General features: G+C 55.6%; 22 protein-coding genes. 8 read left to right on the plus strand and 14 right to left on the minus strand.

Features of this window, described 5'->3' with window-relative positions; genetic code table 11:
- Nucleotides 1-26: 26 nt before the first annotated feature.
- Nucleotides 27-560 carry a hypothetical protein gene (locus HWX89_RS05450; protein ID WP_138793371.1) on the minus strand — a complete coding sequence of 178 codons (534 nt, stop codon included), beginning with the start codon at nt 558-560 and terminating at the stop codon, nt 27-29.
- 79 nt (nt 561-639) lie between these two features.
- On the minus strand, nt 640-864 hold the full coding sequence (locus HWX89_RS05455) for an aa3-type cytochrome c oxidase subunit IV (RefSeq protein ID WP_138793372.1): 225 nt from the start codon (nt 862-864) through the stop codon (nt 640-642).
- 401 nt (nt 865-1,265) lie between these two features.
- Between HWX89_RS05455 and HWX89_RS05460 the strand changes: the two genes are divergently transcribed.
- Complete coding sequence (locus tag HWX89_RS05460; protein WP_138793373.1) at nt 1,266-1,805, plus strand: TRAP transporter small permease subunit; 540 nt, start codon at nt 1,266-1,268, stop codon at nt 1,803-1,805.
- A gap of 30 nt (nt 1,806-1,835) precedes the next feature.
- The gene (locus HWX89_RS05465; protein WP_138793374.1) at nt 1,836-3,293 is read left to right on the plus strand and encodes a TRAP transporter large permease; all 1,458 of its coding nucleotides are present in this window, start codon (nt 1,836-1,838) and stop codon (nt 3,291-3,293) included.
- Nucleotides 3,294-3,453: 160 nt separating this feature from the next.
- Here the strand turns inward: HWX89_RS05465 and HWX89_RS05470 are convergent, their stop codons facing one another.
- On the minus strand, nt 3,454-4,548 hold the full coding sequence (locus HWX89_RS05470; protein ID WP_138793375.1) for a TRAP transporter substrate-binding protein: 1,095 nt from the start codon (nt 4,546-4,548) through the stop codon (nt 3,454-3,456).
- Nucleotides 4,549-4,849: 301 nt separating this feature from the next.
- Here HWX89_RS05470 and HWX89_RS05475 point away from each other — a divergent pair, with 301 nt between their 5' ends.
- Nucleotides 4,850-5,605 (plus strand): gamma-glutamyl-gamma-aminobutyrate hydrolase family protein, encoded by a 756-nt coding sequence (locus tag HWX89_RS05475; protein ID WP_138793376.1) that lies wholly within the window; start codon nt 4,850-4,852, stop codon nt 5,603-5,605.
- Between the two features lie 137 nt (nt 5,606-5,742).
- On the opposite strand, the gene HWX89_RS05480 is transcribed toward HWX89_RS05475, so the two are convergent.
- The 3 genes from HWX89_RS05480 to HWX89_RS05490 form a co-directional block, all read right to left on the minus strand.
- Nucleotides 5,743-6,705 carry a 2-hydroxyacid dehydrogenase gene (locus HWX89_RS05480; RefSeq protein WP_138793377.1) on the minus strand — a complete coding sequence of 321 codons (963 nt, stop codon included), beginning with the start codon at nt 6,703-6,705 and terminating at the stop codon, nt 5,743-5,745.
- Nucleotides 6,706-6,858: 153 nt separating this feature from the next.
- Nucleotides 6,859-7,881, minus strand: coding sequence for a LacI family DNA-binding transcriptional regulator (locus HWX89_RS05485; RefSeq protein WP_138793378.1), 1,023 nt, complete (start codon nt 7,879-7,881; stop codon nt 6,859-6,861).
- 124 nt (nt 7,882-8,005) lie between these two features.
- Nucleotides 8,006-8,542 (minus strand): MarR family winged helix-turn-helix transcriptional regulator, encoded by a 537-nt coding sequence (locus HWX89_RS05490; RefSeq protein WP_138793379.1) that lies wholly within the window; start codon nt 8,540-8,542, stop codon nt 8,006-8,008.
- 80 nt (nt 8,543-8,622) lie between these two features.
- Here HWX89_RS05490 and HWX89_RS05495 point away from each other — a divergent pair, with 80 nt between their 5' ends.
- The 3 genes from HWX89_RS05495 to HWX89_RS05505 all read left to right on the plus strand — a co-directional run bounded on the left by HWX89_RS05495 (nt 8,623) and on the right by HWX89_RS05505 (nt 11,846).
- A complete protein-coding gene (locus HWX89_RS05495) occupies nt 8,623-9,423 on the plus strand; it encodes a creatininase family protein (protein ID WP_138793380.1) in 801 nt (266 codons plus the stop codon).
- 103 nt (nt 9,424-9,526) lie between these two features.
- On the plus strand, nt 9,527-10,627 hold the full coding sequence (locus HWX89_RS05500) for a CobW family GTP-binding protein (RefSeq protein ID WP_138793381.1): 1,101 nt from the start codon (nt 9,527-9,529) through the stop codon (nt 10,625-10,627).
- Nucleotides 10,628-10,853: 226 nt separating this feature from the next.
- Nucleotides 10,854-11,846 (plus strand): WD40 repeat domain-containing protein, encoded by a 993-nt coding sequence (locus HWX89_RS05505; RefSeq protein ID WP_138793533.1) that lies wholly within the window; start codon nt 10,854-10,856, stop codon nt 11,844-11,846.
- Between the two features lie 99 nt (nt 11,847-11,945).
- Here the strand turns inward: HWX89_RS05505 and HWX89_RS05510 are convergent, their stop codons facing one another.
- Nucleotides 11,946-13,109, minus strand: coding sequence for an MFS transporter (locus HWX89_RS05510; protein WP_138793382.1), 1,164 nt, complete (start codon nt 13,107-13,109; stop codon nt 11,946-11,948).
- Nucleotides 13,110-13,525: 416 nt separating this feature from the next.
- The gene (locus HWX89_RS05515) at nt 13,526-13,810 is read right to left on the minus strand and encodes a hypothetical protein (protein ID WP_138793383.1); all 285 of its coding nucleotides are present in this window, start codon (nt 13,808-13,810) and stop codon (nt 13,526-13,528) included.
- 272 nt (nt 13,811-14,082) lie between these two features.
- On the opposite strand from HWX89_RS05515, the gene HWX89_RS05520 reads away from it, so the two are divergent.
- Nucleotides 14,083-15,249, plus strand: a complete 1,167-nt coding sequence (locus tag HWX89_RS05520) for a hypothetical protein (RefSeq protein WP_138793384.1) — start codon at nt 14,083-14,085, stop codon at nt 15,247-15,249.
- Between the two features lie 90 nt (nt 15,250-15,339).
- Here the strand turns inward: HWX89_RS05520 and HWX89_RS05525 are convergent, their stop codons facing one another.
- Nucleotides 15,340-15,783 carry a glyoxalase superfamily protein gene (locus tag HWX89_RS05525; protein WP_138793385.1) on the minus strand — a complete coding sequence of 148 codons (444 nt, stop codon included), beginning with the start codon at nt 15,781-15,783 and terminating at the stop codon, nt 15,340-15,342.
- A 194-nt stretch (nt 15,784-15,977) separates the two neighbouring features.
- Nucleotides 15,978-16,670 (minus strand): OmpW/AlkL family protein, encoded by a 693-nt coding sequence (locus HWX89_RS05530; protein WP_138793386.1) that lies wholly within the window; start codon nt 16,668-16,670, stop codon nt 15,978-15,980.
- A 398-nt stretch (nt 16,671-17,068) separates the two neighbouring features.
- On the opposite strand from HWX89_RS05530, the gene HWX89_RS05535 reads away from it, so the two are divergent.
- Nucleotides 17,069-18,859 carry a methyl-accepting chemotaxis protein gene (locus HWX89_RS05535; RefSeq protein WP_138793387.1) on the plus strand — a complete coding sequence of 597 codons (1,791 nt, stop codon included), beginning with the start codon at nt 17,069-17,071 and terminating at the stop codon, nt 18,857-18,859.
- A gap of 62 nt (nt 18,860-18,921) precedes the next feature.
- On the opposite strand, the gene HWX89_RS05540 is transcribed toward HWX89_RS05535, so the two are convergent.
- From HWX89_RS05540 to odc2, 4 genes are all read right to left on the minus strand, one after another.
- Complete coding sequence (locus HWX89_RS05540) at nt 18,922-20,217, minus strand: MFS transporter (protein WP_138793388.1); 1,296 nt, start codon at nt 20,215-20,217, stop codon at nt 18,922-18,924.
- Nucleotides 20,218-20,286: 69 nt separating this feature from the next.
- Nucleotides 20,287-20,688, minus strand: a complete 402-nt coding sequence (locus HWX89_RS05545) for a MarR family winged helix-turn-helix transcriptional regulator (RefSeq protein ID WP_138793389.1) — start codon at nt 20,686-20,688, stop codon at nt 20,287-20,289.
- A gap of 230 nt (nt 20,689-20,918) precedes the next feature.
- Complete coding sequence (locus HWX89_RS05550) at nt 20,919-21,488, minus strand: GNAT family N-acetyltransferase (protein ID WP_138793390.1); 570 nt, start codon at nt 21,486-21,488, stop codon at nt 20,919-20,921.
- Between the two features lie 189 nt (nt 21,489-21,677).
- The gene (gene odc2, locus HWX89_RS05555; RefSeq protein ID WP_138793391.1) at nt 21,678-22,811 is read right to left on the minus strand and encodes an ornithine/lysine decarboxylase; all 1,134 of its coding nucleotides are present in this window, start codon (nt 22,809-22,811) and stop codon (nt 21,678-21,680) included.
- Nucleotides 22,812-23,195: the final 384 nt, after the last annotated feature.

The raw sequence follows: 23,195 nt of genomic DNA on the forward strand, positions 1-23,195 counted from the left end.
TCCACGCGTCATTCGCGTGGGCCGATTTACTTCACGGGCTCTACGGACCCTTCGGGAAATTGGACACTTGCAAAAGCTGGATAAACCTTGCGTAAAATTGCCACCTGCTGTTGATCGGTGACGCGCAACAGATACCAGTTGCCGTCGTCGATCAGGGCGAGTGTGTGTGACTTCGCCTCGATTTTCTGCCCGTCCGTTTCCATCAGTGTTCTTGTCGGGATCAATGCATAAGGCGTTCCGTCCGTTGTCTGCTCAAAACGAGCAGTCCCGGTGTCCATGTCAAACTCAACGAGTTTGACAGATGCGAGCGTCATCTGCATTTGCGTTTTCAGGGCACCACGAAGCGTCGGAACGGTTACACCTGCACCCGACGCGATGGATTCCAGGATTTTCGGCGGTATCGTCTCGCCGACCGTGTCGAAGTCATTCCCCTTCAGCGCGGCCTCAAAACGGGAGACCCGGTCTTTCAGAGCTGAACGCTCCCCCTCAGAGAAATCACGGGCATGTACGGCTTGGGCCAAAATTGCGAGCAAGGCCACGAGAAACACAACCAATCGCATGAAACAGCCTCCAGACCTGCGCATGGAAGACATCGCGCCGTCTACTAAGAGGCGCGCACGTCACGGTCGCGACTGGCTATCAACGCAGCAGAAAGAAGCCCGCGACAGAAAGCACGAGAAAGACCACCAGACCACCGAGGAAACCTGCGGTGGTGAAGAAACCCGCCACCATGGCAAGCATCAGGACACACAAAAGCATCGTGCCGTACTTCGTCAGCGCGAGAAAACCGGAATAGGTCTTTTCGTGCTGCGCGTAATCCATTGGCGCGCCAACTTCGACAGGACCCGTATGGTGTTCGCTCATGTGCTTCTTTCCCTCTACCATTTCCCTCGATAACGCCTTCTCCAACGGATAACGACGCTCCCTCCCGGCGATCCCCGATCAGCCGAATTCTCCGGCACCAGAGGTAACATGAAGGCCCGCAAAAACGCAATGCGTGTGTCGTCAGCAATGGGCTCGATCTGCCTGCGACAAAAACAAACCGTGCAGCAAGGCAACAATCTTTCGCAAACAGATGGAAAGGGTATTCTTTCGTCCAATTCCGCCGCGGTTTCGGTTGCTTTTCCGAAAGGCTACACATACACGGGATTTTGTGGAGAGGAATTCCGGGAGCTTTTTTGAGGGGGCATGCCCGCATCTGCGGCAACCGGAATTGTACCCATCAGAAGCCCGAAAAGGGCCTGGTAAGGGAAGAGGGGAAAGTCATGAAATCTCTTTTAAAAATAAGCGTGCTCATCGACATGGTGAGCGAATCCCTGGGTAAGCTTGCCGGTTACCTGGTACTGATCTGCTGCCTCGTCAGCGCCGGCAATGCGATGGTCCGCTACGCCTTCAACTACAGCTCGAACGGCTGGCTTGAAATCCAGTGGTACATGTTTGCCTTTATTGTTCTGATCGGTGCTTCCTACACGCTGCGAATGAACGAGCATGTACGGGTTGATATCATCTACGGCGCGATTGCGCCGCGTACCCGTCTCTGGGTCGACATCATCGGCATCGTAATGTTCCTGCTCCCTGCCTGCTTCTACCTTGCATGGCTTTGCTGGCCGATGTTCACCCTTTCGTGGCATCAGAACGAAGTATCCTCCAACGCGGGCGGTCTTATTCGCTGGCCGGTCAAGCTCATTATCTTTGCAGGTTTTGCGCTGCTGGTTTTCCAAGGAATTTCGGAACTCATCAAGCGCGTTGGCGCCCTCAAAGGGCTTTATGCGCTCGACACGAAGTACGAAAAACCTCTTCAGTGATCCCGCGGACAGAACTCTAGGATATTTCACATGTTCGAATACGGCATTCTTCCGCCACTGATGTTCCTCGGCATGATCATTTTCATGCTCTATGGATTTCCGGTGGCTTTCTCACTTGCCACGGTAGGCCTGGTCTTCGGTATCATTGGCATTTTCACCGAACACTTCTCACCGGCGTTTCTCCAGGCACTGCCACTGCGCATCTTCGGCATCATGTCGAACGACCTGCTGCTTGCCATTCCATTTTTTACCTTCATGGGCGCGATACTGGAACGATGCGGATTGGCGGAAGATCTGCTTGAAGGAACCGGAAAGCTTTTCGGCGCCATTCCCGGCGGCCTCGCCTACGCCGTCATTATCGTTGGCGCTATTCTAGGTGCGATCACCGGTACAGTTGCGGCCTCAGTCATTACCATGGGCGTAATTTCACTGCCGATCATGCTGAAATACGGCTACAATCCGCGACTGGCCACCGGGGTCATCGCCGCGTCTGGTACGATCACGCAGGTCATCCCGCCATCTCTGGTTCTGATCGTCCTTGCAGATCAGCTCGGCAAATCGGTTGGCGACATGTATCTCGGCGCCATTGGCCCTTCGATCCTGCAGGTCGCCATATTCATGCTCTTCATCCTCGCTCTGTCCATCTTCAGACCGAAGGATGTTCCCGCACTTCCGCCGGAAGCCCGTGGAGAGTTGAATCGTGCCCTGGTTCTTAAAGTCCTAGGCGGCATGATCCCCTCGATCGTGCTTATCTTCCTCGTACTCGGCACGATCTTCCTTGGCCTGGCGACACCGACCGAAGCAGGCGCGCTTGGCGTCGTTGGCGCGATGGCGCTTGCTGCCGCCCATCGGCGTCTGAGCTGGGATCTGGTCAAGCAAGGCATGCACTCCACCATGCACATCACCTCGATGGTGGTGTTCATTCTGGTGGGCGCCACCTGCTTCAGCCTGGTATTTCAGGGCATGGACGGCTCATTGTGGATCGAACACATGCTCTCGGGCATTCCCGGGGGTCCGATCGGTTTCCTCATATTCGTCAACATCTTCATTTTCTTCCTCGCGTTCTTCCTCGACTTCTTCGAGATCGCCTTCATCGTAATCCCGATGCTGGCGCCGATCGCGCAGTCGCTTGGCATCGACCTGATCTGGTTCGGTGTGCTGATCTGCATCAACATGCAGACCAGCTTCATGCATCCACCCTTCGGGTTTGCACTTTTCTACCTGCGCTCCATCGCGCCGCGCACAGTCAAGACGTCGGACATCTATATGGGCGCCATTCCGTGGCTTGGCATGCAGTTGATCCTCGTTGCGATTGTTATCTTCTGGCCCGAGTCCGTTACCTACTGGCTGGACAAGGGACCTGAAATCGATCTCAACAACGTCAAGATCGAGGTGCCGGCTTTCGGTAATCAAGGCGGCAACACCATGCCTAATTTTGGCTTACCAGGCGCTCCCAATCTTGGCGAACCGCCAAAGATCGGGCCGTAAGCATTGGGCAAGCGATGCATGGAACAGGCAAAAACGGCGGGGATTCCCCGCCGTTTTCATTAAAGCCCAAAAGCACGCAACCATCGGCAAAATGCCGACAACAAAAACCCCGAAGACCTTGATCTCCGGGGCTCTTGCTCGGTCCGCCGTTACCGAAGACTTAAAGCTTGCCGTTACGCTGCTGGATCATCATGAACGTATCGAACGTATATTCCGATAGCTGCATCCAGAGATAACCTTCTCGCTTGAAGGCCACCTGATCCTCGTAGATTTTCTTGAAGTCCGCATTGGAGGACGAGATGTTGGCATAAACCTCCTGCGCAGCCTTGTAGCATGCCTCAAGGATTTCCTGGCTGAATGGTCTTAGAACCGCACCCTCGCCCACGAGTTGCTTGACCGCAATCGGGTTCTTGGCGTCGTATTTCGCCATCATATTCGTGTTGGCGTAAGCGCATGCATCCTGCAGCACGGTCTGGTAGTTCTTCGGCAGGTTGTTCCACTTGTCGAGATTGACGAAGGAATGAATGACCGGCCCGCCTTCCCAGAAGGCAGGATAATAGTAATACTTCGCGACCTTGTAGAAGCCGAGCTTATGGTCGTCATAGGGACCAACCCATTCGGCGGCGTCGATCGTGCCCTTTTCCAGCGCCGGATAGATATCACCGCCAGCGATTTGCTGTGGCACGACGCCGAGCTTTTCCACCACCTTGCCGGCCAGGCCAGCAATGCGCATCTTGACGCCCTTGAAGTCATCGACCGTATTGATTTCCTTTCGGAACCAGCCACCCATCTGTGCGCCGGTGTTGCCGGAAATCATACCGTAGAGATTGTGCTTGGCGTAAAACTCGTTGAGGAGCTTGTTGCCGTTGCCTTCGTAGAACCAGGAGTTCGTCAGGCGGGCATTCAGACCAAAGGGAATTGCCGTACCGATCGCAAAAGTCGGGTCCTTGCCGACGTAATAGTATGAGCAGGTATGGCACATTTCCACCGTGCCGGATGACACCGCATCTGCAGCCTGCAAACCGGGGACAATCTCACCTGCCGCAAAGGTCTGGATCGTGAAATTGCCGTCCGTCGCCGCAGCAACATGTTTCGCAATGTCTTCTGCGCCGCCATAGATCGTGTCGAGCGACTTTGGAAACGACGACGTCAAACGCCAGGTAATCTTGGTATTCTGCTGTGCAATTGCGGGCGCGGCCAAAGCCGTCGCGGCTCCTGCAAGCGCACCTTTTTTAATAAAGGAACGGCGATCCATCTATATCCTCCCAGATACGAACCCTGCCGGCAGTTTAAATCCCCTCGCTGCTTCGGCATTAGGTTGATGGTACACGCTGCCGCATGGCTGACAAGCGGTGTCGCGGGGAATAAATCGTAGAAAAACCGCGCTTTTTGAAGAAATATCCGGCAGACAACGTCACAATTTATGTGCAACGAAAATATTGGCCACAACCCTTATACTTTAGGCCAATAGACCTTAACCGTGTAGGCTGTCGGGCAGCTTGACTTGGCTCTTCGCCAGTCGCACAAGACAAGAATATTTCCCTCCCGGAGCCATCATGTCGAAACCCATTATCGCTGTTCCTGCCGATATCCGACACTTCACCGGAGCCGACTGGCATGCGGCGCAGAACCAGTACGTCTCTGCCGCACTCAAGGTGGCAGGCGTCATGTCTTTCATCATTCCGGCCTTCGAGGACGGCAACGATGTCGACGCCATTCTCGATCGCGTCGATGGATTGCTGGTTTCCGGCTCGGCCACCAACGTTCATCCGTCGCTTTACGGCAAGGATGCAACGGAGGGTGATGGCCCGTTCGACCCGGCCCGCGATGCTACCAGTCTGCCGCTTATTCAGCGCGCTATCGAACGCGGCATACCAATGCTTGCCATCTGTCGCGGAATACAGGAATTGAACGTCGCACTCGGTGGCACGCTTGCCTCAGAGATCCAGGAACAGCCTGGCGTCTGGGATCACCGCAAACCCGAGCACGAAGACCGCGATGTCTCTTTCGCCATCCGTCAGCCGGTTCATGTTCGTGAGGGCTCCTGCATTGCGCAGCATCTCGGCATGTCGGGTGAAATCCAGATCAACTCACTGCATCGCCAGGCAATCGCTGAGACCGCGCCGCGCCTCCAGGTGGAAGCAACGGCAGAGGACGGTACTATCGAGGCCGTTTCCGTGATCGATGCGCGAGGCTTTGCTGTTGGCGTGCAGTGGCATCCGGAATATTGGGCTGAAACGGACGCCCCGTCTCGTGCGCTGTTCGAGGCATTTGGCACGGCGGTACGCGCGTACCAAGCCAGCAAGGCCTGATTTCAGTCGACTGGCAAGCCAAACCAGCGTCAGTCTCACGGCACGCGCGTAAAGTGAGAGCATCCGGTCTGCTCAAGCTCACATGATTGCAACGCACCCCGACTCCATGCCGGGGTGCAAGGCTTCTGGCACAAACCTCAGGCTTTGACAGGCGTTTCCGGCACCGGCGTCAGCACTTTGCCATCCTTGAACCAGCCGAGAATGTTGTCGACCACAAGATCGGCCATTGCGTTGCGCGTTGGGATCGACGCCGAAGCAACATGTGGCAGAAGTGAAACATTCGGCAGCGACAGGAATGCGTCCGGCACCTTTGGCTCTGCGTAAAACACATCCAGACCTGCAGCACCAAGCGTCCCGTCCTGCAACGCCTTCAATAGCGCATCCTCATCGACGCTGGAGCCGCGTCCAACGTTCACGAAGACACCCTGTGGGCCGAGAGCCTTCAGAATATCGGCATTGATTGCCTTATGGGTTTCAGGCGTGCCCGGCACGATGCAGATCAGAATATCGACCGTTTCGGCCATTTCCTTCAGCGAACCATAATAGGTGTAGGAAAGGCCATCACGTTTGCTGCGTGTGTGATACCCGATCTCCACCTTGAAGGGCTCAAGGCGCTTGGCGATTTCCTGACCGATGCGCCCCATGCCAAACAAGCCAACCTTGCGACCTCTCAGCGAGAAGGGTGACAGCGCAAATGGCCCCTCACCAACCCACTTTCCATCGCGCAGCCAGGTTTCAGCCTGATAGAGACGACGCACAGTATTGATCAGCAACGCAATCGTCGTATCCGCTACCTCATCGTTCAACACATCGGGCGTGTTGGTTACGACAATGCCTCGCTTGGCCGCGTGTTTGGCGTCAACGCCATCGTAACCGACCCCGAAATTGGCGATAATCTCAAGCTTCGGCAGAGCATCGATCCATTTTGCATTGACCACACCCGAAACCGCAACTGCGTTCACGCGGTCGGCCGCACCCTCCGGCAACACCGGATCAGCCCCCGCAGGCACGGCAATAATCTCGACATTGCCGTTCAGGCGCTCAAGAACGCGCGGATTGATCTTGCCCGGAACGAGAACGACGGCCTTCTTTTCTGACATGTCCTGATATTCCTCCTGATTCCAACGATATCGTCAGTGATCTTTTCAAAGCTTGGCGGCAATGAAAAGGTCCATACGAAAATCCAATGGGTTAAACAGCGTTTTTCACGCCATTTGGCATCAACGAGAAAGACAGATAGCCGAGATGTGGTTTCACATGCGCGGGCGAACCGGCCCTGTGGACTGACGAATGCGCATCTCAGGCTTGATGAGATGGACACCATCGGGCTCGTGGCTGCCTGCCAGCCTGTCGAGCAATGCACGCGCTGCAAGGCGCCCCACTTCGGCCTGACCGTTGGAAACGGTGGTCAATGCCGGCGTCGCAATGGCCGCCTCCTCAAGGTCGTCGTACCCCGTAACCGATACGTCGACACCGGGCACAAGTCCGGCACGGGAAATACCGTTCATGAGACCAATCGCGACCAGATCGTTCCAGCAAACGGCAGCCGTCGGCTTCTGCGGCAGCGACAGAAAGTTGAGCGCCGCCTCAAACCCGCCCTGCTTGGAGCGCGGACCCGGAATACGAAGGTTCGGATCGACCTCTATGCCTGCCTTGCGCAACGCATTGACATAACCCTGATAACGATCGCGACCGGTGGAGGTCTGATCGGTACCACCGACCATGGCTATAACGCGATGGCCAAGGCTGATCAGGTGGTTGGTGGCCAACGAGATACCGTAGCTGTCGTCACCGCGGTAGGTCGGCATGTCTACGCCTTCCATAGAACGAGCGACGAGGATGGCCGGCATGCCGTTCTCCTCGGCCAGCGTCATATCCTCGATTGGCGTGCCAATAGCAGGCGACATGATGATGCCGTCAGAGCCAAGCTGTAGCAGCGTCTCAATGAATGTCCGCTGCTTTTCGACCGAGTCGTAATGATTGGAAAGAATGAAGGTCTGGCGGCTGCGATCCAGTTCGCTTTCGATGGCTTTCAGGATTTCGCCATAGAACGGGTTCATCACATCATGGAAGACGACACCAACGATACCGGACCGCGATGTCCGGAGGCTGGCGGCGCGCCGGTTATAGATATATCCGAGCGCCCTCGCCTGTTCCTTGATCTTTTCCCGCGTATCGGAGGCGACCAGCGGACTGTCGCGGAGCGCAAGAGAAATGGTTGCAGTCGAAAGACCAAGACTTTCGGCAATCGTCGACAGTTTGACCTTTTGGGCCACGGCATCCCTCCCATCAGACGTCGGCTACGGATGTTACCGATTTAAATCGTGATTAAACAATTTAAACAAAAGCCGCAACCTGTTTAAGAAAAAAGCCGCCAGCAAATAATTGTAATTTAAAATTTCAATCGCGAGACTTTGCTTCGTCAGCGGTCTGGAGATTGGCATCGATGGTCCGCATGAGCTTGACGATGGCTTTAATTTCCTTGCCAGAAAGCCCCTCGACTGCCTTTGCACCACACAACGCAATGGACGCGTTGATATGCTCGACGCTTTTAAGACCGTTTTCCGTCAGCTTCACCAAAGTTACGCGGCCGTCACCGTCGTCGCCACTGCGCTCGACAAAGCCCTGCGCCTCCATGCGGCCAATCGTGCGTGTCATGGTCGGAGCCTTCACACCAAGCTTCTGCGCAATCTGTCCCGGAGTTAGGCTCCCTTCCTGAGCAAGCGCGAGAATCACGCCGTCCTGTCCCGCATAGAGACCGCTTTCGGAAAGGCTATGGCTCAATGCCGTGCGCATGGAGCGCGCCGCTTGCGTAATGGATTGCGCGAGTTCTTCCGGATTGAAGTGTTCGTCTTTCTTTTTGCCATCACGAGACTTTTTGCTGCCCTTGTCCTTCTTGGCGCTCTTGTCTTTCTGGCCGCTTTTGTCCTTGCTCATGCCGGAGATGCCTTTTGTCGAATGGCGGAACCGATATATGTTGCTGGAAATCCTTAACGAATGCACGCGCGGATCGCCAGATGCCAAACTCATACACGCAATATCACGACGAAAACGTAACAGACCGGCCTCTTCCCGCAACATCAGCGATATCAGTTCTTCCACTCGGCGCGCACGAGCAGCACGGTCCGCATCTGCCGTTTGAAACAGACACCCTGATTGCCGAAGGTATTGTTGCGCGCCTGAAAGCAAACTTGCCCCTAAATTTCCCGGCCTCGTTTCTGCCGGCGGAACCGGTGGGCTATTCCGTGGAACACATGGACGTTCCGGGTACAAAAACACTGCGTTATGACGAGGCAGTCGAGCGCTGGCTCACGATTGTCAAATCGGAATACGACAACGGTGTTCGCAAGTTCGTCATGCTGAATGCCCATGGTGGTAACTCGCCGCTCATGACCATCGTGGCAACAGAAGCTCGCGTGCGTTTCGGCATGTTGGCCGTGGCAACAAGCTGGACGCGCTTCGGTGTGCCGCCGGATACCATCACACCTGAAGACAAGCCGTTCGACATTCATGGCGGCGACATCGAAACCTCCGTAATGCTGGCGCTCCACCCCGACAAAGTGGACATGTCGAAGGCCCGCGCCTTCGCATCTCGCCAGGCGGACTTTTCGAGAGATTTCAAGCATCTTCGCGCCTACGGGCCGCACGCGTTTGGCTGGATGATGCGGGACCTGAACGACGACGGCGTCGCGGGAAACGCCGCAGCAGCCACCGCACAAAAAGGGGAAAGCCTGATTTCCCATGCTGTCGGAGGACTTACTGCGCTCCTCGAAGACGTCCGCGCTTTTGATATAACGTTATTTCATAACAGGATTTGAAAAACTTCATCAGAATCTCTTTGAACTGCTCCGATGACGCGCCTATATGGACGGCAACACTTTCCGCCCGGCAGCGCCGGGCCTGTTTTGACGCGAGGTTTCCATGACCGAAACAGCAACAGCCAAGCCCATTCCAGTTACAGTGCTGACGGGATATCTCGGCGCAGGCAAGACGACACTTCTCAACCGCATCCTCTCCGAAAACCACGGAAAGAAATATGCTGTTATCGTCAATGAGTTCGGCGAGATCGGCATCGACAACGACCTGATCGTTGAGTCCGATGAAGAAATTTATGAAATGAACAACGGTTGCGTCTGCTGCACGGTCCGTGGCGACTTGATCCGTGTTGTAGAGGGCCTGATGCGCCGTCCCGGCCGTTTTGACGGCATCATCGTGGAAACAACCGGGCTTGCCGATCCGGTTCCCGTTGCGCAGACCTTCTTCATGGATGACGATGTGCGGGCCAAGACAGAACTGGACGCTGTTGTCGCGCTGGTGGACGCAAAGCACTTGCCACTGCGTCTGAAGGATAGTCGCGAAGCAGAGGATCAGATTGCCTTTGCCGATGTGGTTGTCATCAACAAGACCGACCTCGTAACGCCAGAAGAGATTGCTCGCATCGAGGATATCGTGCGCGCCATCAATCCGTCAGCCCGCATTTACAAGACCACGCGCTCCGGCGTTGATCTTGCCCGCGTTCTGAACCAGGGCGCCTTTAATCTGGAACGTGCGCTCGAAAACGACCCGCATTTCCTCGAACATGGCCATGACGATCATGTCTGCGGTCCGGACTGCGACCATCATCACGATCACGACCATGATCATCACCATCATGACCACGGTCACGATCATGGGCATGATCACCACCATCATCACCATGGTGCGGTCTCGCCAATCCATGACGTCACGGTGCAGTCCATCTCGCTGCGAGGCGGCGAGATGAATCCAGAACGCTTTTTCCCCTGGATTCAAAAAGTGACCCAAACCGATGGTCCGAACATCCTGCGCCTGAAGGGCATTATTGCTTTCAAGGGTGATGCCGAACGCTACGTCGTGCAGGGTGTTCATATGATCATCGAAGGTGACCATCAGCGCCCATGGAAGGAAGGCGAAAAGCGTGAGACGCGGCTTGTCTTTATTGGACGCAATCTCGATCGCGAAAAGCTGGAAAAGAGCTTCCGCGCCTGCGAAGTGACGGCCTAATTCTACCTTTGCTGCCCCTCGCTTGTGCCTGGGGCGGCATCGTCAACGCCTGCTTTTCTCCAAAAATGTTTTCAGTCATTTATTTGATTTCATTGGGTCCAAACTCAACACAGAAATGATCGAAGACATTAAACGGGTCGACTGCAAGCGCTAACCGACATAGAACTGTGCCAGCAATCCCGGGGCCGCGGAGGCCTCCACTTAACACATGAAAGACCGATCATCGATGCCGACTGTTGCCCCGCTTGATATCGAAGGCCATGTGGTCTCGACCCATTTTCTCGGCGACATTCCTCTCTTCGCCACCGCTGCAGGGACCATCCACCGGTTGGATGGCGGCGAAAAGGTTACGGAGGCACATCAGGGTCTTCTGACATGCATTCGCGATCCCTACAGTGCCACCCTGCTTTCAGGCGGTGAAGATGGACGCGTTCTGCGTATCGGCCACGACGGTTCCCTCAGTGAATTGGCAAATGTTCCGCGCAAGTGGATCAGCGTGATCGCTGGCGGCCCCCAGAAAGCGGTCGCATATGGTGTCGGAAAGTCGAGTTTCGTACGTCTGTCGGATGGTACGGTCAAAGAATTCAAGGAAGAGCGCACTGTCGAAGCCATAGCCTTCGCCCCCAAGGGGATGCGCATTGCTGTTGCTCGGTATAATGGCGTGACACTACACTGGGTGGCAACGGCAGGAGATCCCGTTGATCTCGAGTGGAAGGGTGCGCATACCGGCGTGACTTTCTCTCCGGATGGAAAATTTCTCGTCACCACCATGCAGGAAAATGCCCTGCATGGCTGGAAGATGGAAGCCACCAAGGGCGGCATGGAAGCTCGCCACATGCGCATGACCGGTTACCCTTCAAAGGTCAAATCGGTGTCCTGGTCGCCAAAGGGTAAGTGGCTTGCCTCATCAGGTGCGCCAGCCGCAATCGTCTGGCCCTTTTCCGGCAAAGACGGTCCGATGGGCAAGGCGCCGCTGGAACTCGGCACGCGCGCCAACATCATGGTCACCACGGTCGCCTTTCACCCGGCGGAAGAAGTGCTCGCCATCGGGTTTATCGATGGCATGATCCTTGGCGTACGTGTTGCTGACGGCAAGGAAGCCCTGCTTCGTCGCCCAGGCAAGGGGGCGATCACCTCGATGGACTGGAGTGCCACAGGCAAGCTTCTTTCCTTCGCCTCTGAGGCTGGTGACTGCGGTGTCATCGATATTTCGGCGTAAACTGCCGAGCTAAAAAAGCCCGGCCGCACATCAAAACGTTTCCACAACCTTTTGGAAAAAATATCTTTTCCGCCTGAGACGTTTTTATCAAGCGAGGTGCTAGGTGCTCGTCTGACGTCTGGTCAGGAAAAGCATGAGCAGAGCCGAAGCAGCGCCCACAGAAGCAAGTCGGATTGCGACGCCGAAGCTTGCATATTGTGCAATGATCCCCATCAGGGGCACTGCGAAAAGGCTGGCCAAAAAAATCGAGTTCATATAGAGCGCCGTTGCCCGCGCCATCCGACCACGCGCAAATCCCTGAATGAACGTCAAAGACGTACCGGCGAAAAGACCGTAATAGGCACCCTCCATGGCCGCGCCAAATATCATTGCCGGCAATGTCTGTACTGAGGCAATGACGTTAAATGCAACGATTGCCACGACACCGGCACCAGCGAGTATGACGCGAACGCTTACCAAGCGCATGATCCTTGGCGCCAGCAGAATAAGCAGAACCTCCATCGCGCACTTCACACTGAGAGATAGGCCAGGCGCGTAGTCCGGAAGCCCGACCTCGCGCACCAGGAAGATTGGCAAGGCAGAAGCGCAAAGAGAATGGGCAAAGGACATGCACAAGTTCGCCGCCGCAGCCAGAAGCAACGGCATGTTTCGGCCACCGCCGTCATCGGCATCGTTTTGCCGGTCCATTGGACAGGTCTGATCGTGTGGAATGAACGCCAGCGCCAGTCCGCCCCAGATCGTCGCCATGACGATGGCATTGATGAACACGGCTTTCGCACCTGCAACGTCGACGATCAGATAAGCGATGGCCGGAAACAGCATCCAGGCCAGCGACACCATCATCCGCAAGAAGGCGTTGTAAGCGCCTGCATCAAGAGCTTTGAGCCGGCCGTGATAGCGACCATAGCTAAACACGAGCGTCGTCGCGGCATTGGCAAGTCCCATAGAAGGCGCCGTGACAGCGACAAGAAGCAAAAGATGCCCGAAGATCGCAGCAACAGCCGCAAGCATCGCGCCGGTAATGGAGACCAGTAGAAGGGGGCGTATTCTGATACCGGCATCCACCCGCTCACCGTAAAAACGGCTGGCGGCGATCGACGCGATCATTGCCACAACGCTGTAGAGACCAACTGTCGCGGGAGGATGCCCGAGCACCTGAATAATGTAGAAACCGATGAGAGGAACGATAGTCGCGTTTGTGCCGCCAGCAACAAAGACCAGCAACGCAATCATGTAGGCCTGACGATCAAAGCCGTCAGGCATAACCTTTCTCTCATTCATGGGAATCGACTGAAGGTTGCAGCGTGATGACGCACCTTCACATCATAATCATGTATTATTCAAGCCTGCGGGCATCGTTCGACAATCAGCAAGAGCAGGCCTCCCCCAAAGAAAGAAAGGGGGCCGAAGCCCCCTTGAGAGTGATGACAGGACAGGCCCTGCCCTTCGTTACACCGGTCCGCGGGTCAGGCCCATGGTTGATCCGGCATCCAGCAACCGCGCAGTTGCGCAGGCCAAAATGTTATTGCGATCAGGGACATGATCGTGCTGGCCCCTCGGCAGAATACGGGGGGGAACGGGCGCGGGTTCATTCCTGCGGCCTATGGAGCGACCCGGAATTTGTCACCACCCTCAAGGGGGCGTCAGCCTTCCCTCAGTTTTCGTTGTTTTACCGCTTCTTAGTGGCGGTTCTTCTTCCGGCCGTTGTCCTTGTTGTCAATGACATCGACGGAGGTCTTGTTGCCGTTCAGGACACCATTGAGGATGCCGGTCTTGTTGCCGTTCAAAATCCCGTTGTTGGACAGGATACCGTTCACACCGAGATCGATGCTCGGCGACACAACGATGAGCGCACTGTTCTTGTTGCTGTTTCCGGACAGAACACCCAGAAGGCCGCCGGCCTGGGCCTGGCCAACGGAAGCGACAGTAAGAGCGGCAGCAACACAAGCAAACTTAACAATCATTTCTCTCTCCTCTTGAGTTTGATCAACGCCGTCTGGCGTGATTTGACTGTATATTTAGAGAGCACTAATTCAAGCAAAGCCTAATATTACAATAAACGATTAACACTAATACTTGCAATTTTAATAGTTTTTTACTCAGCTCCACAGAACATAAGACTATTTCCTTACCCCCAATGACGCTTTGCGGGCGCAATACAAGACCAATGCAACGTCGAGCACTTTATTAACCATCTAAATATAAGATATTTCTCAATTAGCGACTGGAGATACAGATGCGACTGGGGGGATATGTAACATTTGCTCTCGGCCTTGCCGTCGCATCTGCTGCGCACGGTGAAGGCCCGGAGTTTACCTATGCGAGCGGCGCCACCTACGATACGAACTATTTTGGCGACACCAACGGCCTGAAGGCAATTTCTCTGCGGGCGGGCTTGGGCATGAATGGTAAGATCGACCTAGAAGGCGCAGAACTAAAATATTCGCTTGATCATGAAGAGGTCCGTGTCCCCCGCTACAGCTTTGCCAATGAACACAACAGCACTGTAACGTTGGGCCTTACCAAGCGGTTGACGGAAAAACTGGAATGGGCCCTGGAGCTTCGCGGCACGCGCAGTGATGCGGGCGACATCTTTCTGCATCTGCCAGAGCAGGATATCGGCTATCGACAACTGGATCACAAGCTGGAAGCCACGTCGAGCGTCGGATTACTGGCTTTTGGCGGAAAAAATTCGCTGACAGCCGGGATCACCAGCCTGATGAAAGGCACTGCGCGTTTCAGACCGGCCTATTTCATGCCCACTCGCCTGGAGGCGAACGAAGCGCTTCTGTCCTTGAAGGCGGAACATATCCGCCCGCTGGCAGTTGGCGAAGGAGGCGTGACCGTTGCCTACGATCGTATCATCGTGCCGCAAGGTCAGCAGGAAAAATATGAACGGTTCGAGGCCAGCACTCTGCGTGGCTCACTAGCCTATGGCTATAAACTTGCAGATCGTCTTGCGATCCTTGCAGAAGGCGGACTGACGACAATTGAAGGAGATGAGATCAGCGACGCGATCAAACATACGCGCCCATATCTGCGTGCAGAAGCGGAATGGAAAGCAAATGACCGCCTGGCTTTTGGCGTTGGCTTTTCGCAAGATTATGCTTTGTTCGACCCGGACGATCCGATTGGCGAATTCCATCGTCGCTGGCAGTTCGTGATGAAAAGCAAGCTCACGGAAAAAGTCGGCTTCGATCTTGCCTTGCGCCAGGTCCACAAAGACTGGATCTATTACGATTACGACGTCAACGAACGGCGCCTTGTGGCGACTCTGTCGCTCGAAACCGGAAAAAGCAGCAAGCTGGAGTTTGAATTCGACCGTTTGCTGCACGGCGAGGAAGATGAAGAACTTTCCTATAGAGGCTCTGCCGTGACCTCTCGCTTTACTGGTACTTTCTGAAGCGTGAACTCTGCCTTCATCCTAACCACAAGAGCAAGCCTAGGAACATATGCTCGGCTCAAAAGCCGAGCATAAGAGTACGAACGCCTGTTACCAGGCCAGTTCAAGCTGTGGACGGCCATTGGAAGTTTTTTCAAGGGTTCTACCGGAGGCATCGACATTACAATGCACGCGCTGGCGATAAGCAGAGAAGCTTTCGAAACTCACCACATCGACCGGATCGTCGAAATGTAACGTTAGTCGATAACGTTCGGGATCGCCACCGAGCGACTGCACCCCCAGTACCGACGCCACGAACGGCCTGCCTAGATAGTGTCCTTCCACGCGCGATCCCAAAATGTAGGGATTGAAGGCAGGGCGATTGCCGGCTGTCGCGTGAAGGGTGTTCCAGTCGCGAAAGCCATATTGAGCGGCAATCAGTTCCAGCGCCTTCGAGTGGGAAATTGTCTGACCCTGCCCTTCAAGCGCCGCGCGCAGCCTCTTTGCTTGTTCTTTCAGGCCCTCAAGCGCAGGAAGTGGTTTGGAAACGTTCATTACGGTTCTCCATCAACTGCATGCCAGATTTTCGAAGGGGGCCCGCGTTGCCACCGGTGACATGCAAAACATGGGATGACCGATATTGAATGAAGAGCTTCACCATGGCGAGGGCGCCTGCGGACGGCCGGGGCTCTCACCCGTGGCCGTCCGTATACAACATGACATGATCGGCGTCAAAGACGCTTTATCCGTCAGAAGCGGTAGGTAATACCCGCGCCAATCAGCCACGGGTCCAGTTTTGCCTTGCCGCTGACGGGTGTGCCGTTCAGCTCCGCCGTCCAATCTGTCTTGAGGAACAGCTTCTTCACATCGAAGTTCACGCCCCAATGCTCATCGAGCATGTAGTCGAAACCGACCTGTAAAGCTGGTGCGAACTTGTTTTTGACATCGAGGTTGCTGAACCCGGGCTGTTCGGACTGGTTATAGAACAGTGAGTAATTGATGCCGGCACCGACGTAAGGTTTGAACGCGCCGAAATTGGTGAAATGATATTGTAGTGTGACCGTTGGCGGCAGGAGCCACGTCTTTCCGACGGGTGTACCTGCTAGCACTCCCTCCCCGTTTATTTTGGCGTAGGTGGTCCCAAGAATGAGTTCGGCTGCAATATTGTCGGTGAAGAAATAGCTTACATCAAGCTCCGGAATGACCGTATCAGAATAGGACAGCCCAGCCCCTGGAACACCATCGACGCTGCCGCTGTCATGGGTAATGACGCCCAGTCCGCGCACACGCAACATCCAGGGGCTCTTTGCTGACTCGATAGCTTCCTCCGCCGTCGGCGCGACGCCCGGTATGGCGAGGTCTGCAGCCATTACAGTGCTGGAAACAAGCACGGTGGCAACACCGGCCAATAGAGCGGCAGCTTTTCGATTATTATAAAACATCTCTTATCTCCTTGATCCGTCACCGAGCGATAGCCCGGACCGAACTGCCGGCAACGAATCTCGACCCGGCAGCCGTTGCCTCCACTATGATCAGGATGAGCGCTGGATATTTGAGATGGATCAAACCGAAGGCGACAACGCACGCATGGGGCGTGCACCATTGAAAGACGTAGCAATTATGCAACACGGACCACAGTAGAGACAGCCAAATTGGCCAATGCTTTTATAATATAAATTGAATTATAATATTCTAATATTATTAGCTTAATGACCGCCCAAGGCGCCAGCAGGCAACAAAAGAACGCACAAACGACACATAAACTTGGAATTAAGCATAAACAATTTGATAAATATTTCAGCTTACCTTCAAAGATACTTTATCTTCGGAGGAGAAAGCGATGAGTATGCTAGATCGAGGCGCGAATGCAATAGCGATACTGGAATCTCTCTCGGCATCGCAGGCCACGATCGAGTTCGATCTGTCCGGCAAAATCATGACAGCAAACGAGAATTTCTGTCGAGCACTCGGATATCAGCTTTCCGAGATCGTCGGTCGCCACCACAGCATGTTCCTTGAACCCGCCTATGGAAAATCCGCCGATTACAGTTCTTTCTGGCATAAACTGGCCGCCGGCAAGTTCGACCAGGGTCAATACAAGCGCATCGGGAAAGGTGGCAGAGAGGTCTGGATCGAGGCATCTTACAATCCGGTTTTTCGCCGCGGCAAACCGGTCAAGATTGTGAAAATCGCAACCGATATCACCGCACAGAAACTCAAGACGGCTGAGGATGCCGGAAAGCTGCTTGCGCTTTCGCGCGCGCAGGCAATCATTGAATTCTCGCCAACAGGCGAAATACTGGTCGCCAACGAAAACTTCCTGTCCGCACTCGGATACACGCTCGCAGAGATTCAGGGACGGCATCATTCGATGTTCTGTGATGAGAGCTACGTGGCATCTGATGCCTACAACAGCTTTTGGAAACGTCTGGCAGCTGGAGAGTTTGTGGCAGACGAATTCATGCGCATCGGCAAAGGCGGCCGCCAGGTCCATATTCAGGCATCTTACAATCCCATATTTGACATGAACGGCACGGTCTTCAAGGTCGTTAAGTTCGCGACTGATGTCACTGGACGCGTCGAAAACGTGGAGGCTCTGGCTGGATGCCTCACTCGTCTGGCGGATGGCGATCTCTCCGGCAGGATTGAAAAGCCCTTCATTCCCTCGCTTGAGCAGTTGCGCAGCGACTTCAACAGTGCAAGTGCCAAGCTGCGGGGAGCGATGCAAACAGTCGCATCAAATGCGCAGGCCATTGCAGCCAGTTCCAGCGAAGTTCAGCTTGCCGCGGACGATCTTGCAAAGCGCACTGAACAGCAGGCGGCATCGATTGAGCAAACGGCGGCTGCCCTCGAGGAAATCACCACAACAGTCAAATCGGCAAGCATTCGTGCCGAACGCGCAGGTAACCTCGTTACGCGCACGCGAGACGACGCAGAAAGCTCCGGTAACATCGTTCGCGACGCCATCGCCGCCATGTCACAAATCGAATCCTCTTCGCGTGAAATCACCAACATCATCGGCGTCATCGATGAAATCGCCTTCCAGACCAACCTTCTCGCTCTGAACGCTGGAGTGGAGGCGGCCCGTGCAGGTGAGGCTGGCAAGGGCTTTGCTGTGGTGGCTCAAGAAGTCCGCGAACTGGCGCAGCGGTCCGCCAAAGCAGCAAAGGAAATCAAGGCCCTTATTCAGACATCCGGTCAGCATGTGGAAAATGGCGTATCGCTCGTTACCAGAACGGGCGCTGCGCTAGACCTCATCACCGACCAGGTCAACGATATAGACAACGATGTGCGCGCTATCGTCGAAGCATCCCGCGAACAATCCACCGCACTCGTCGAGATCAATACAGCCGTGAACACGGTGGACCAGAACACGCAGAAAAATGCTGCAATGGTCGAAGAGCAAACTGCAGCGGGTCACAGCCTGGCCGCTGAAGCCTCCGCCCTGTTCAGACTTCTGCAGCAGTTCAAGCTTGGCGTGGCCAACTCCGGCTCCAAACCCATTGTACATCCATCCGCGCCACCTAAAGTGCGCTCGGCCCCCAAGGCCCGATTGGGTGCTCAACAATCCCGGTTTTCACGACATTCTTCTGCACTCGCACTCAGCACCGAAGAGTGGCAAGACTTCTGACATTTCGTCTCTCGGCGCCACAACAAGGGCCCGCCCGCAGCGGGCCCAGAATTGTGGATCGATTAGGCCGTCTGCGGTCTAAGCGTCGCCTGACCGGGCTTCCTGAGAAGCAAGACAGAAATTGCTGCGATGATGCACATCAACCCGGCAATCTGGAGCGCCGGCATGTATGTGCCGAAATCGCTGCGGAAGAAGCCGGCACCGAAAGCGGCCGTTGCTGCGCCAAGCTGATGACCGGTAAATACCCAACCGAAAACCAGGCCGGCCTTTTCGCGTCCGAAATTTTCGGCGGCGAGCTTCACGGTCGGCGGAACAGTCGCCACCCAGTCGAGACCATAGAAGACGGCAAAGACCGACAGCTCCACGAAGCTGAAACCCGAAAATGAGAGATAGATCAGCGAGAGGCCGCGCAGACCGTAAAACCAGAAGAGGAGGTATCGATTGTCGAAACGGTCGGATAGCCAACCGGCAAATACGGTGCCGATGAAATCGAAGATGCCAATCACTGCCAGCGTGCTTGCCGCTGTTACTGCGGCCATCCCGAAGTCGCCGCAGATTGAAATCCAGTGGGTCTGGATCAGACCATTGGTCGAGAGCCCGCAGACAAAGAAGGTGCCGAAGAGGACCCAGAAGACCGGATTCCCGGAAACGCTCTTCAATGTCAGAATGGGTGAGATCAATGTTTCAAGCAGCTTATGGTCCTGCTTGGGTGGTTGCGTCACCGTCGTCTCACCATAGGCCGGAAGTCCGACATCGGCAGGGTGATCGCTCATCAACAGAAGCACGAGAAGCATTGCCACGGCAATAACCGCCACTGTCAGCGTCAAAGCTGTTCGCCATCCATAAGCTTCCGTCAGCGCCGCGAGTATTGGCAGAAATACAAGCTGCCCGGTCGCATTGCTCGCCGTCATGAGGCCAATAACGAGACCCCGGCGCTTGGAAAACCAGCGACTTGCAACGGTTGCCCCCAGCACCAACGCCGTCATCCCGGTACCAACGCCAATCACAATGCCCCAAAGCAGAAGAAGCTGCCAGACTTCAGCCATGAGCAAGGACAGGACAATCCCGCCCATAATCAGCGCAAGCGCCGTCATGACGACCTGTCGGATGCCAAAGTGGTTCATGAACGCAGCCGCGAAAGGCCCAAGTAGTCCGAAAAGCACCAGTCTCACAGCCATCGCGGAAGAGATATCGGCAATGTCCCAACCAAACTCCTGATGGAGCGGCTGGATCATGACACCGGCCGACCCCATTGCTCCGGCGGTAGCGAGCATTGTCAGGAACGTGGTCGCAGCGACCAGCCATCCGTAATGAAGATTTCTTGCGGCCATCCAGCCTGCAAGGCGCGTCGAGAGCATGGTCTTCGTCCCTTTCCCTGTCGCCTTTGAGGCGGATTTGCGGGCATATACCCACGTTGAATTAAAAAATTAGAGTGCCGCGAGCAGCTCTTGCAATTGCCGTGTCTTTTCCGGTCCGAGCCGGGCTTCAATATCGTCCTGCACGCCATCCCAAAGCGGCCCACCATCCGTGAGAACGGCATGCCCTTTCTCGGTGATCGTCAGCATTGCTTCACGCTGATCCTCACCATGCCCAATCGCCACCAGTCCCATACGCTCCAGAACTTTCGCATTGCGTCCGACGGTAGATCGATCCAGTTCGACACGCGCGGCAAGGTCCGTCAATGAAACCGGTGCCAAACGGTTTATGTTTCGTAACAGGCTGAACTGACCGATGTTGACCCCCAGAGGCGCCAGCGCCTCGTCATAATAGGACGAGATGCGACGGGAGGCTTTGCGCAACAATATGCAGTGACAGGTATCGCTTGGCATATTACGGGTATATACCTGCAAATCGTCAAAAACAAGAGGCGCCCGAAAGAAAGCCTCGTTTCTGCATCGGTACCCTTATGCCGAAGCTGATCTGACGGCCACACGGGGAACCGTACCGAACAAAATCCGGATTTCAGCCGAACTGACAAACCGTGGTGGAGAAACAAAAAATCCTCCGGCCAGACCGGAGGATCATAGCAAAATATAGGGTGTCGCCAACCAGACGGCTTTCAGGCAGAAAGCTTGCGACCGCTTGCAACCAGCATACCCGCCGCACCGTCCAGCCAACCGGCCTTCAGTTCCAGCGCCAGAAAACGATGACGCTCGAATGGACCTGGCATGATAAGGTGCTGCGTCTTCTCGGCAAAGAAACCGAAACGCTCATAATAAGGGGCGTCGCCGACCAGCAGAATTGCGCCATGACCACGTCTCGCGGCCTCGGCGACTGCTGCGCGCATCAGCGCAGAACCTATTCCCTTGCCCTCATAGGCAGAATCGACAGCGAGCGGACCAAGAAGGAGCGCATCGACCGGACGGCCTTCACGAGAAATGCCGGCCTCGACATTCCAGAGACGGACGGTTCCGATGACGTGACCGTCCTGATCGCGGGCCACAAGGGCGAGCCCTTCGGCCGGTACACGACCTGCGCGAAGCTTTTCGGACGACTTGCGACGCCGACCGGCACCCATTGCGCGATCAAGCAGGTTTTCGCGAGCAACAACATCGCCCGGATTCTCCGCTTCGACGTGGAACGTCTGCGGTGTGAAAAATGCGCGTACAGAATTCAAAAGAGCGGCCATGCCCGGCCCTCCCAAGACAAAACCGCCCACACGCGGCCCTGGAACAAAAGGTGGAGCCGTTCCGGCCCGCCAACGCGCTTTCCTCGGCTGGAAGAGGCGCAGCAAGCAGGGATTTGCGCAACAGCACAATCGGCAAGGCCGGAACGGAAGCTTGGTCGAAACGCCGCCCTTCAGCAGGCGGCGCCCGGGTTAGATGACGTAGGCTTTCAGCGGCTCGAAGCCGTTGAATGCGACCGCCGAGTAGGTGGTCGTATACGCGCCCGTACCTTCGATCAGAACCTCGTCACCGATGCTCAGAGACACCGGCAGCGGATACATGTTCTTTTCATAGAGCACGTCGGCGCTGTCGCAGGTCGGACCGGCAAGAACGCAAGGCTCCATCGCGTCCTGATCGCGCTCGGTGCGGATCGGGTAGCGAATAGCTTCGTCCATGGTTTCAGCCAGACCGCCGAACTTACCGATGTCCAGGAACACCCAGCGATGGTTGTCATTGTCGGATTTACGCGACACGAGAACAACTTCCGCCTTGATCACACCCGCATTACCCACCATGCCGCGGCCCGGCTCGATGATCGTCTTCGGGATCTGGTTGCCGAAGTGCTTGCGCAACGCGGTGTCGATTGCCTGACCGTATTCCTCCGCCGCCGGAACGTCGCGAAGGTACTTGGTCGGGAAACCGCCCCCCATGTTGACCATTTGCAGGTGAATACCCTGCTTGGAAAGCGACGCGAATACGCGCTTTGCGTCGGCCAGTGCAGCATCCCACGCGTCGAGGTTCATCATCTGCGAACCGACGTGGAAGGAAACGCCATAGGATTCAAGCCCAAGCTGGTGAGCATAAACCAGTACATCAACGGCCATCTGAGGCACGCAGCCGAACTTGCGCGACAGCGGCCATTCGGCACCTTCACCATCCGTCAGAACGCGGCAGAACACGCGTGCGCCCGGAGCTGCACGAGCAACCTTTTCAACTTCTTCGTGGCTGTCCACAGCGAAGAGATCAATGCCGAGTGCATGCGCACGAGCGACATCGCGCTCCTTCTTGATGGTATTGCCGAAGGAGATGCGGTCTGACGTCGCACCCGCGTCAAGCGCCATCTGGATTTCGGCCACGGAGGCGCAATCGAAGTTGGAGCCAAGCGAAGCAAGCAGCTTGAGGATTTCGGGAGCCGGGTTTGCCTTGACGGCATAATAGATTGCACTGTTCGGCAGGGAGTGCCGGAATGCGTTGTAGTTGTCGCGCACGACGTCGAGATCAACCACGAGGCATGGGCCTTCGGGACGTCGGGTCTTGATGAAGTCGAGAATGCGTGCAGTCGTCATCGGTCTATTCCCTGTTAAATCCGGCTCCGGAAATTCCGGAGGACAAAGAACGCTCGAGATATGTATGCGAATCAGCCGGTGGAGGCGCAGATTCGATAACATACGCTCAAGGCGCGAATGTGAACGACGCCCTGCCAGAGCATCATTCGGCTTTGTCTGCCATTGATTGGAGGGATTGACCCGACCGCACTTCCGGCAATGATGGTGTGCCTCTTCAGTACCCCGGCTGATGGAAAGCCGGCAGAGAACCAGAAAGGCCCGCACCGTCGTTGCTTCATATGTCCTCGCATTTCCCGGTTGGCCGGAATAGCGACTGGAGGGGTTAGTTCCAGGTACCTTACCGAACTCCTCACCACATCGAGGACTCGGCGGACACACATGGGC

It is taken from the genome of Rhizobium sp. RM (assembly GCF_013390595.1).
Classification (GTDB): Bacteria; Pseudomonadota; Alphaproteobacteria; order Rhizobiales; family Rhizobiaceae; genus Agrobacterium.

Coding starts and splice junctions, on each gene's coding strand:
- HWX89_RS05495 (WP_138793380.1), top strand. CDS start 8,623: ATGCCAAACTCATACACGCAATATCACGACGAAAACGTAACAGACCGG.
- HWX89_RS05460 (WP_138793373.1), top strand. CDS start 1,266: ATGAAATCTCTTTTAAAAATAAGCGTGCTCATCGACATGGTGAGCGAA.
- HWX89_RS05450 (WP_138793371.1), bottom strand. CDS start 560: ATGCGATTGGTTGTGTTTCTCGTGGCCTTGCTCGCAATTTTGGCCCAA.
- HWX89_RS05455 (WP_138793372.1), bottom strand. CDS start 864: ATGAGCGAACACCATACGGGTCCTGTCGAAGTTGGCGCGCCAATGGAT.
- HWX89_RS05505 (WP_138793533.1), top strand. CDS start 10,854: ATGCCGACTGTTGCCCCGCTTGATATCGAAGGCCATGTGGTCTCGACC.
- HWX89_RS05490 (WP_138793379.1), bottom strand. CDS start 8,542: ATGAGCAAGGACAAAAGCGGCCAGAAAGACAAGAGCGCCAAGAAGGAC.
- HWX89_RS05530 (WP_138793386.1), bottom strand. CDS start 16,670: ATGTTTTATAATAATCGAAAAGCTGCCGCTCTATTGGCCGGTGTTGCC.
- HWX89_RS05525 (WP_138793385.1), bottom strand. CDS start 15,783: ATGAACGTTTCCAAACCACTTCCTGCGCTTGAGGGCCTGAAAGAACAA.
- HWX89_RS05470 (WP_138793375.1), bottom strand. CDS start 4,548: ATGGATCGCCGTTCCTTTATTAAAAAAGGTGCGCTTGCAGGAGCCGCG.
- HWX89_RS05535 (WP_138793387.1), top strand. CDS start 17,069: ATGAGTATGCTAGATCGAGGCGCGAATGCAATAGCGATACTGGAATCT.
- HWX89_RS05550 (WP_138793390.1), bottom strand. CDS start 21,488: ATGGCCGCTCTTTTGAATTCTGTACGCGCATTTTTCACACCGCAGACG.
- HWX89_RS05520 (WP_138793384.1), top strand. CDS start 14,083: ATGCGACTGGGGGGATATGTAACATTTGCTCTCGGCCTTGCCGTCGCA.
- HWX89_RS05515 (WP_138793383.1), bottom strand. CDS start 13,810: ATGATTGTTAAGTTTGCTTGTGTTGCTGCCGCTCTTACTGTCGCTTCC.
- HWX89_RS05475 (WP_138793376.1), top strand. CDS start 4,850: ATGTCGAAACCCATTATCGCTGTTCCTGCCGATATCCGACACTTCACC.
- odc2 (WP_138793391.1), bottom strand. CDS start 22,811: ATGACGACTGCACGCATTCTCGACTTCATCAAGACCCGACGTCCCGAA.
- HWX89_RS05500 (WP_138793381.1), top strand. CDS start 9,527: ATGACCGAAACAGCAACAGCCAAGCCCATTCCAGTTACAGTGCTGACG.
- HWX89_RS05510 (WP_138793382.1), bottom strand. CDS start 13,109: ATGCCTGACGGCTTTGATCGTCAGGCCTACATGATTGCGTTGCTGGTC.
- HWX89_RS05540 (WP_138793388.1), bottom strand. CDS start 20,217: ATGCTCTCGACGCGCCTTGCAGGCTGGATGGCCGCAAGAAATCTTCAT.
- HWX89_RS05480 (WP_138793377.1), bottom strand. CDS start 6,705: ATGTCAGAAAAGAAGGCCGTCGTTCTCGTTCCGGGCAAGATCAATCCG.
- HWX89_RS05465 (WP_138793374.1), top strand. CDS start 1,836: ATGTTCGAATACGGCATTCTTCCGCCACTGATGTTCCTCGGCATGATC.
- HWX89_RS05545 (WP_138793389.1), bottom strand. CDS start 20,688: ATGCCAAGCGATACCTGTCACTGCATATTGTTGCGCAAAGCCTCCCGT.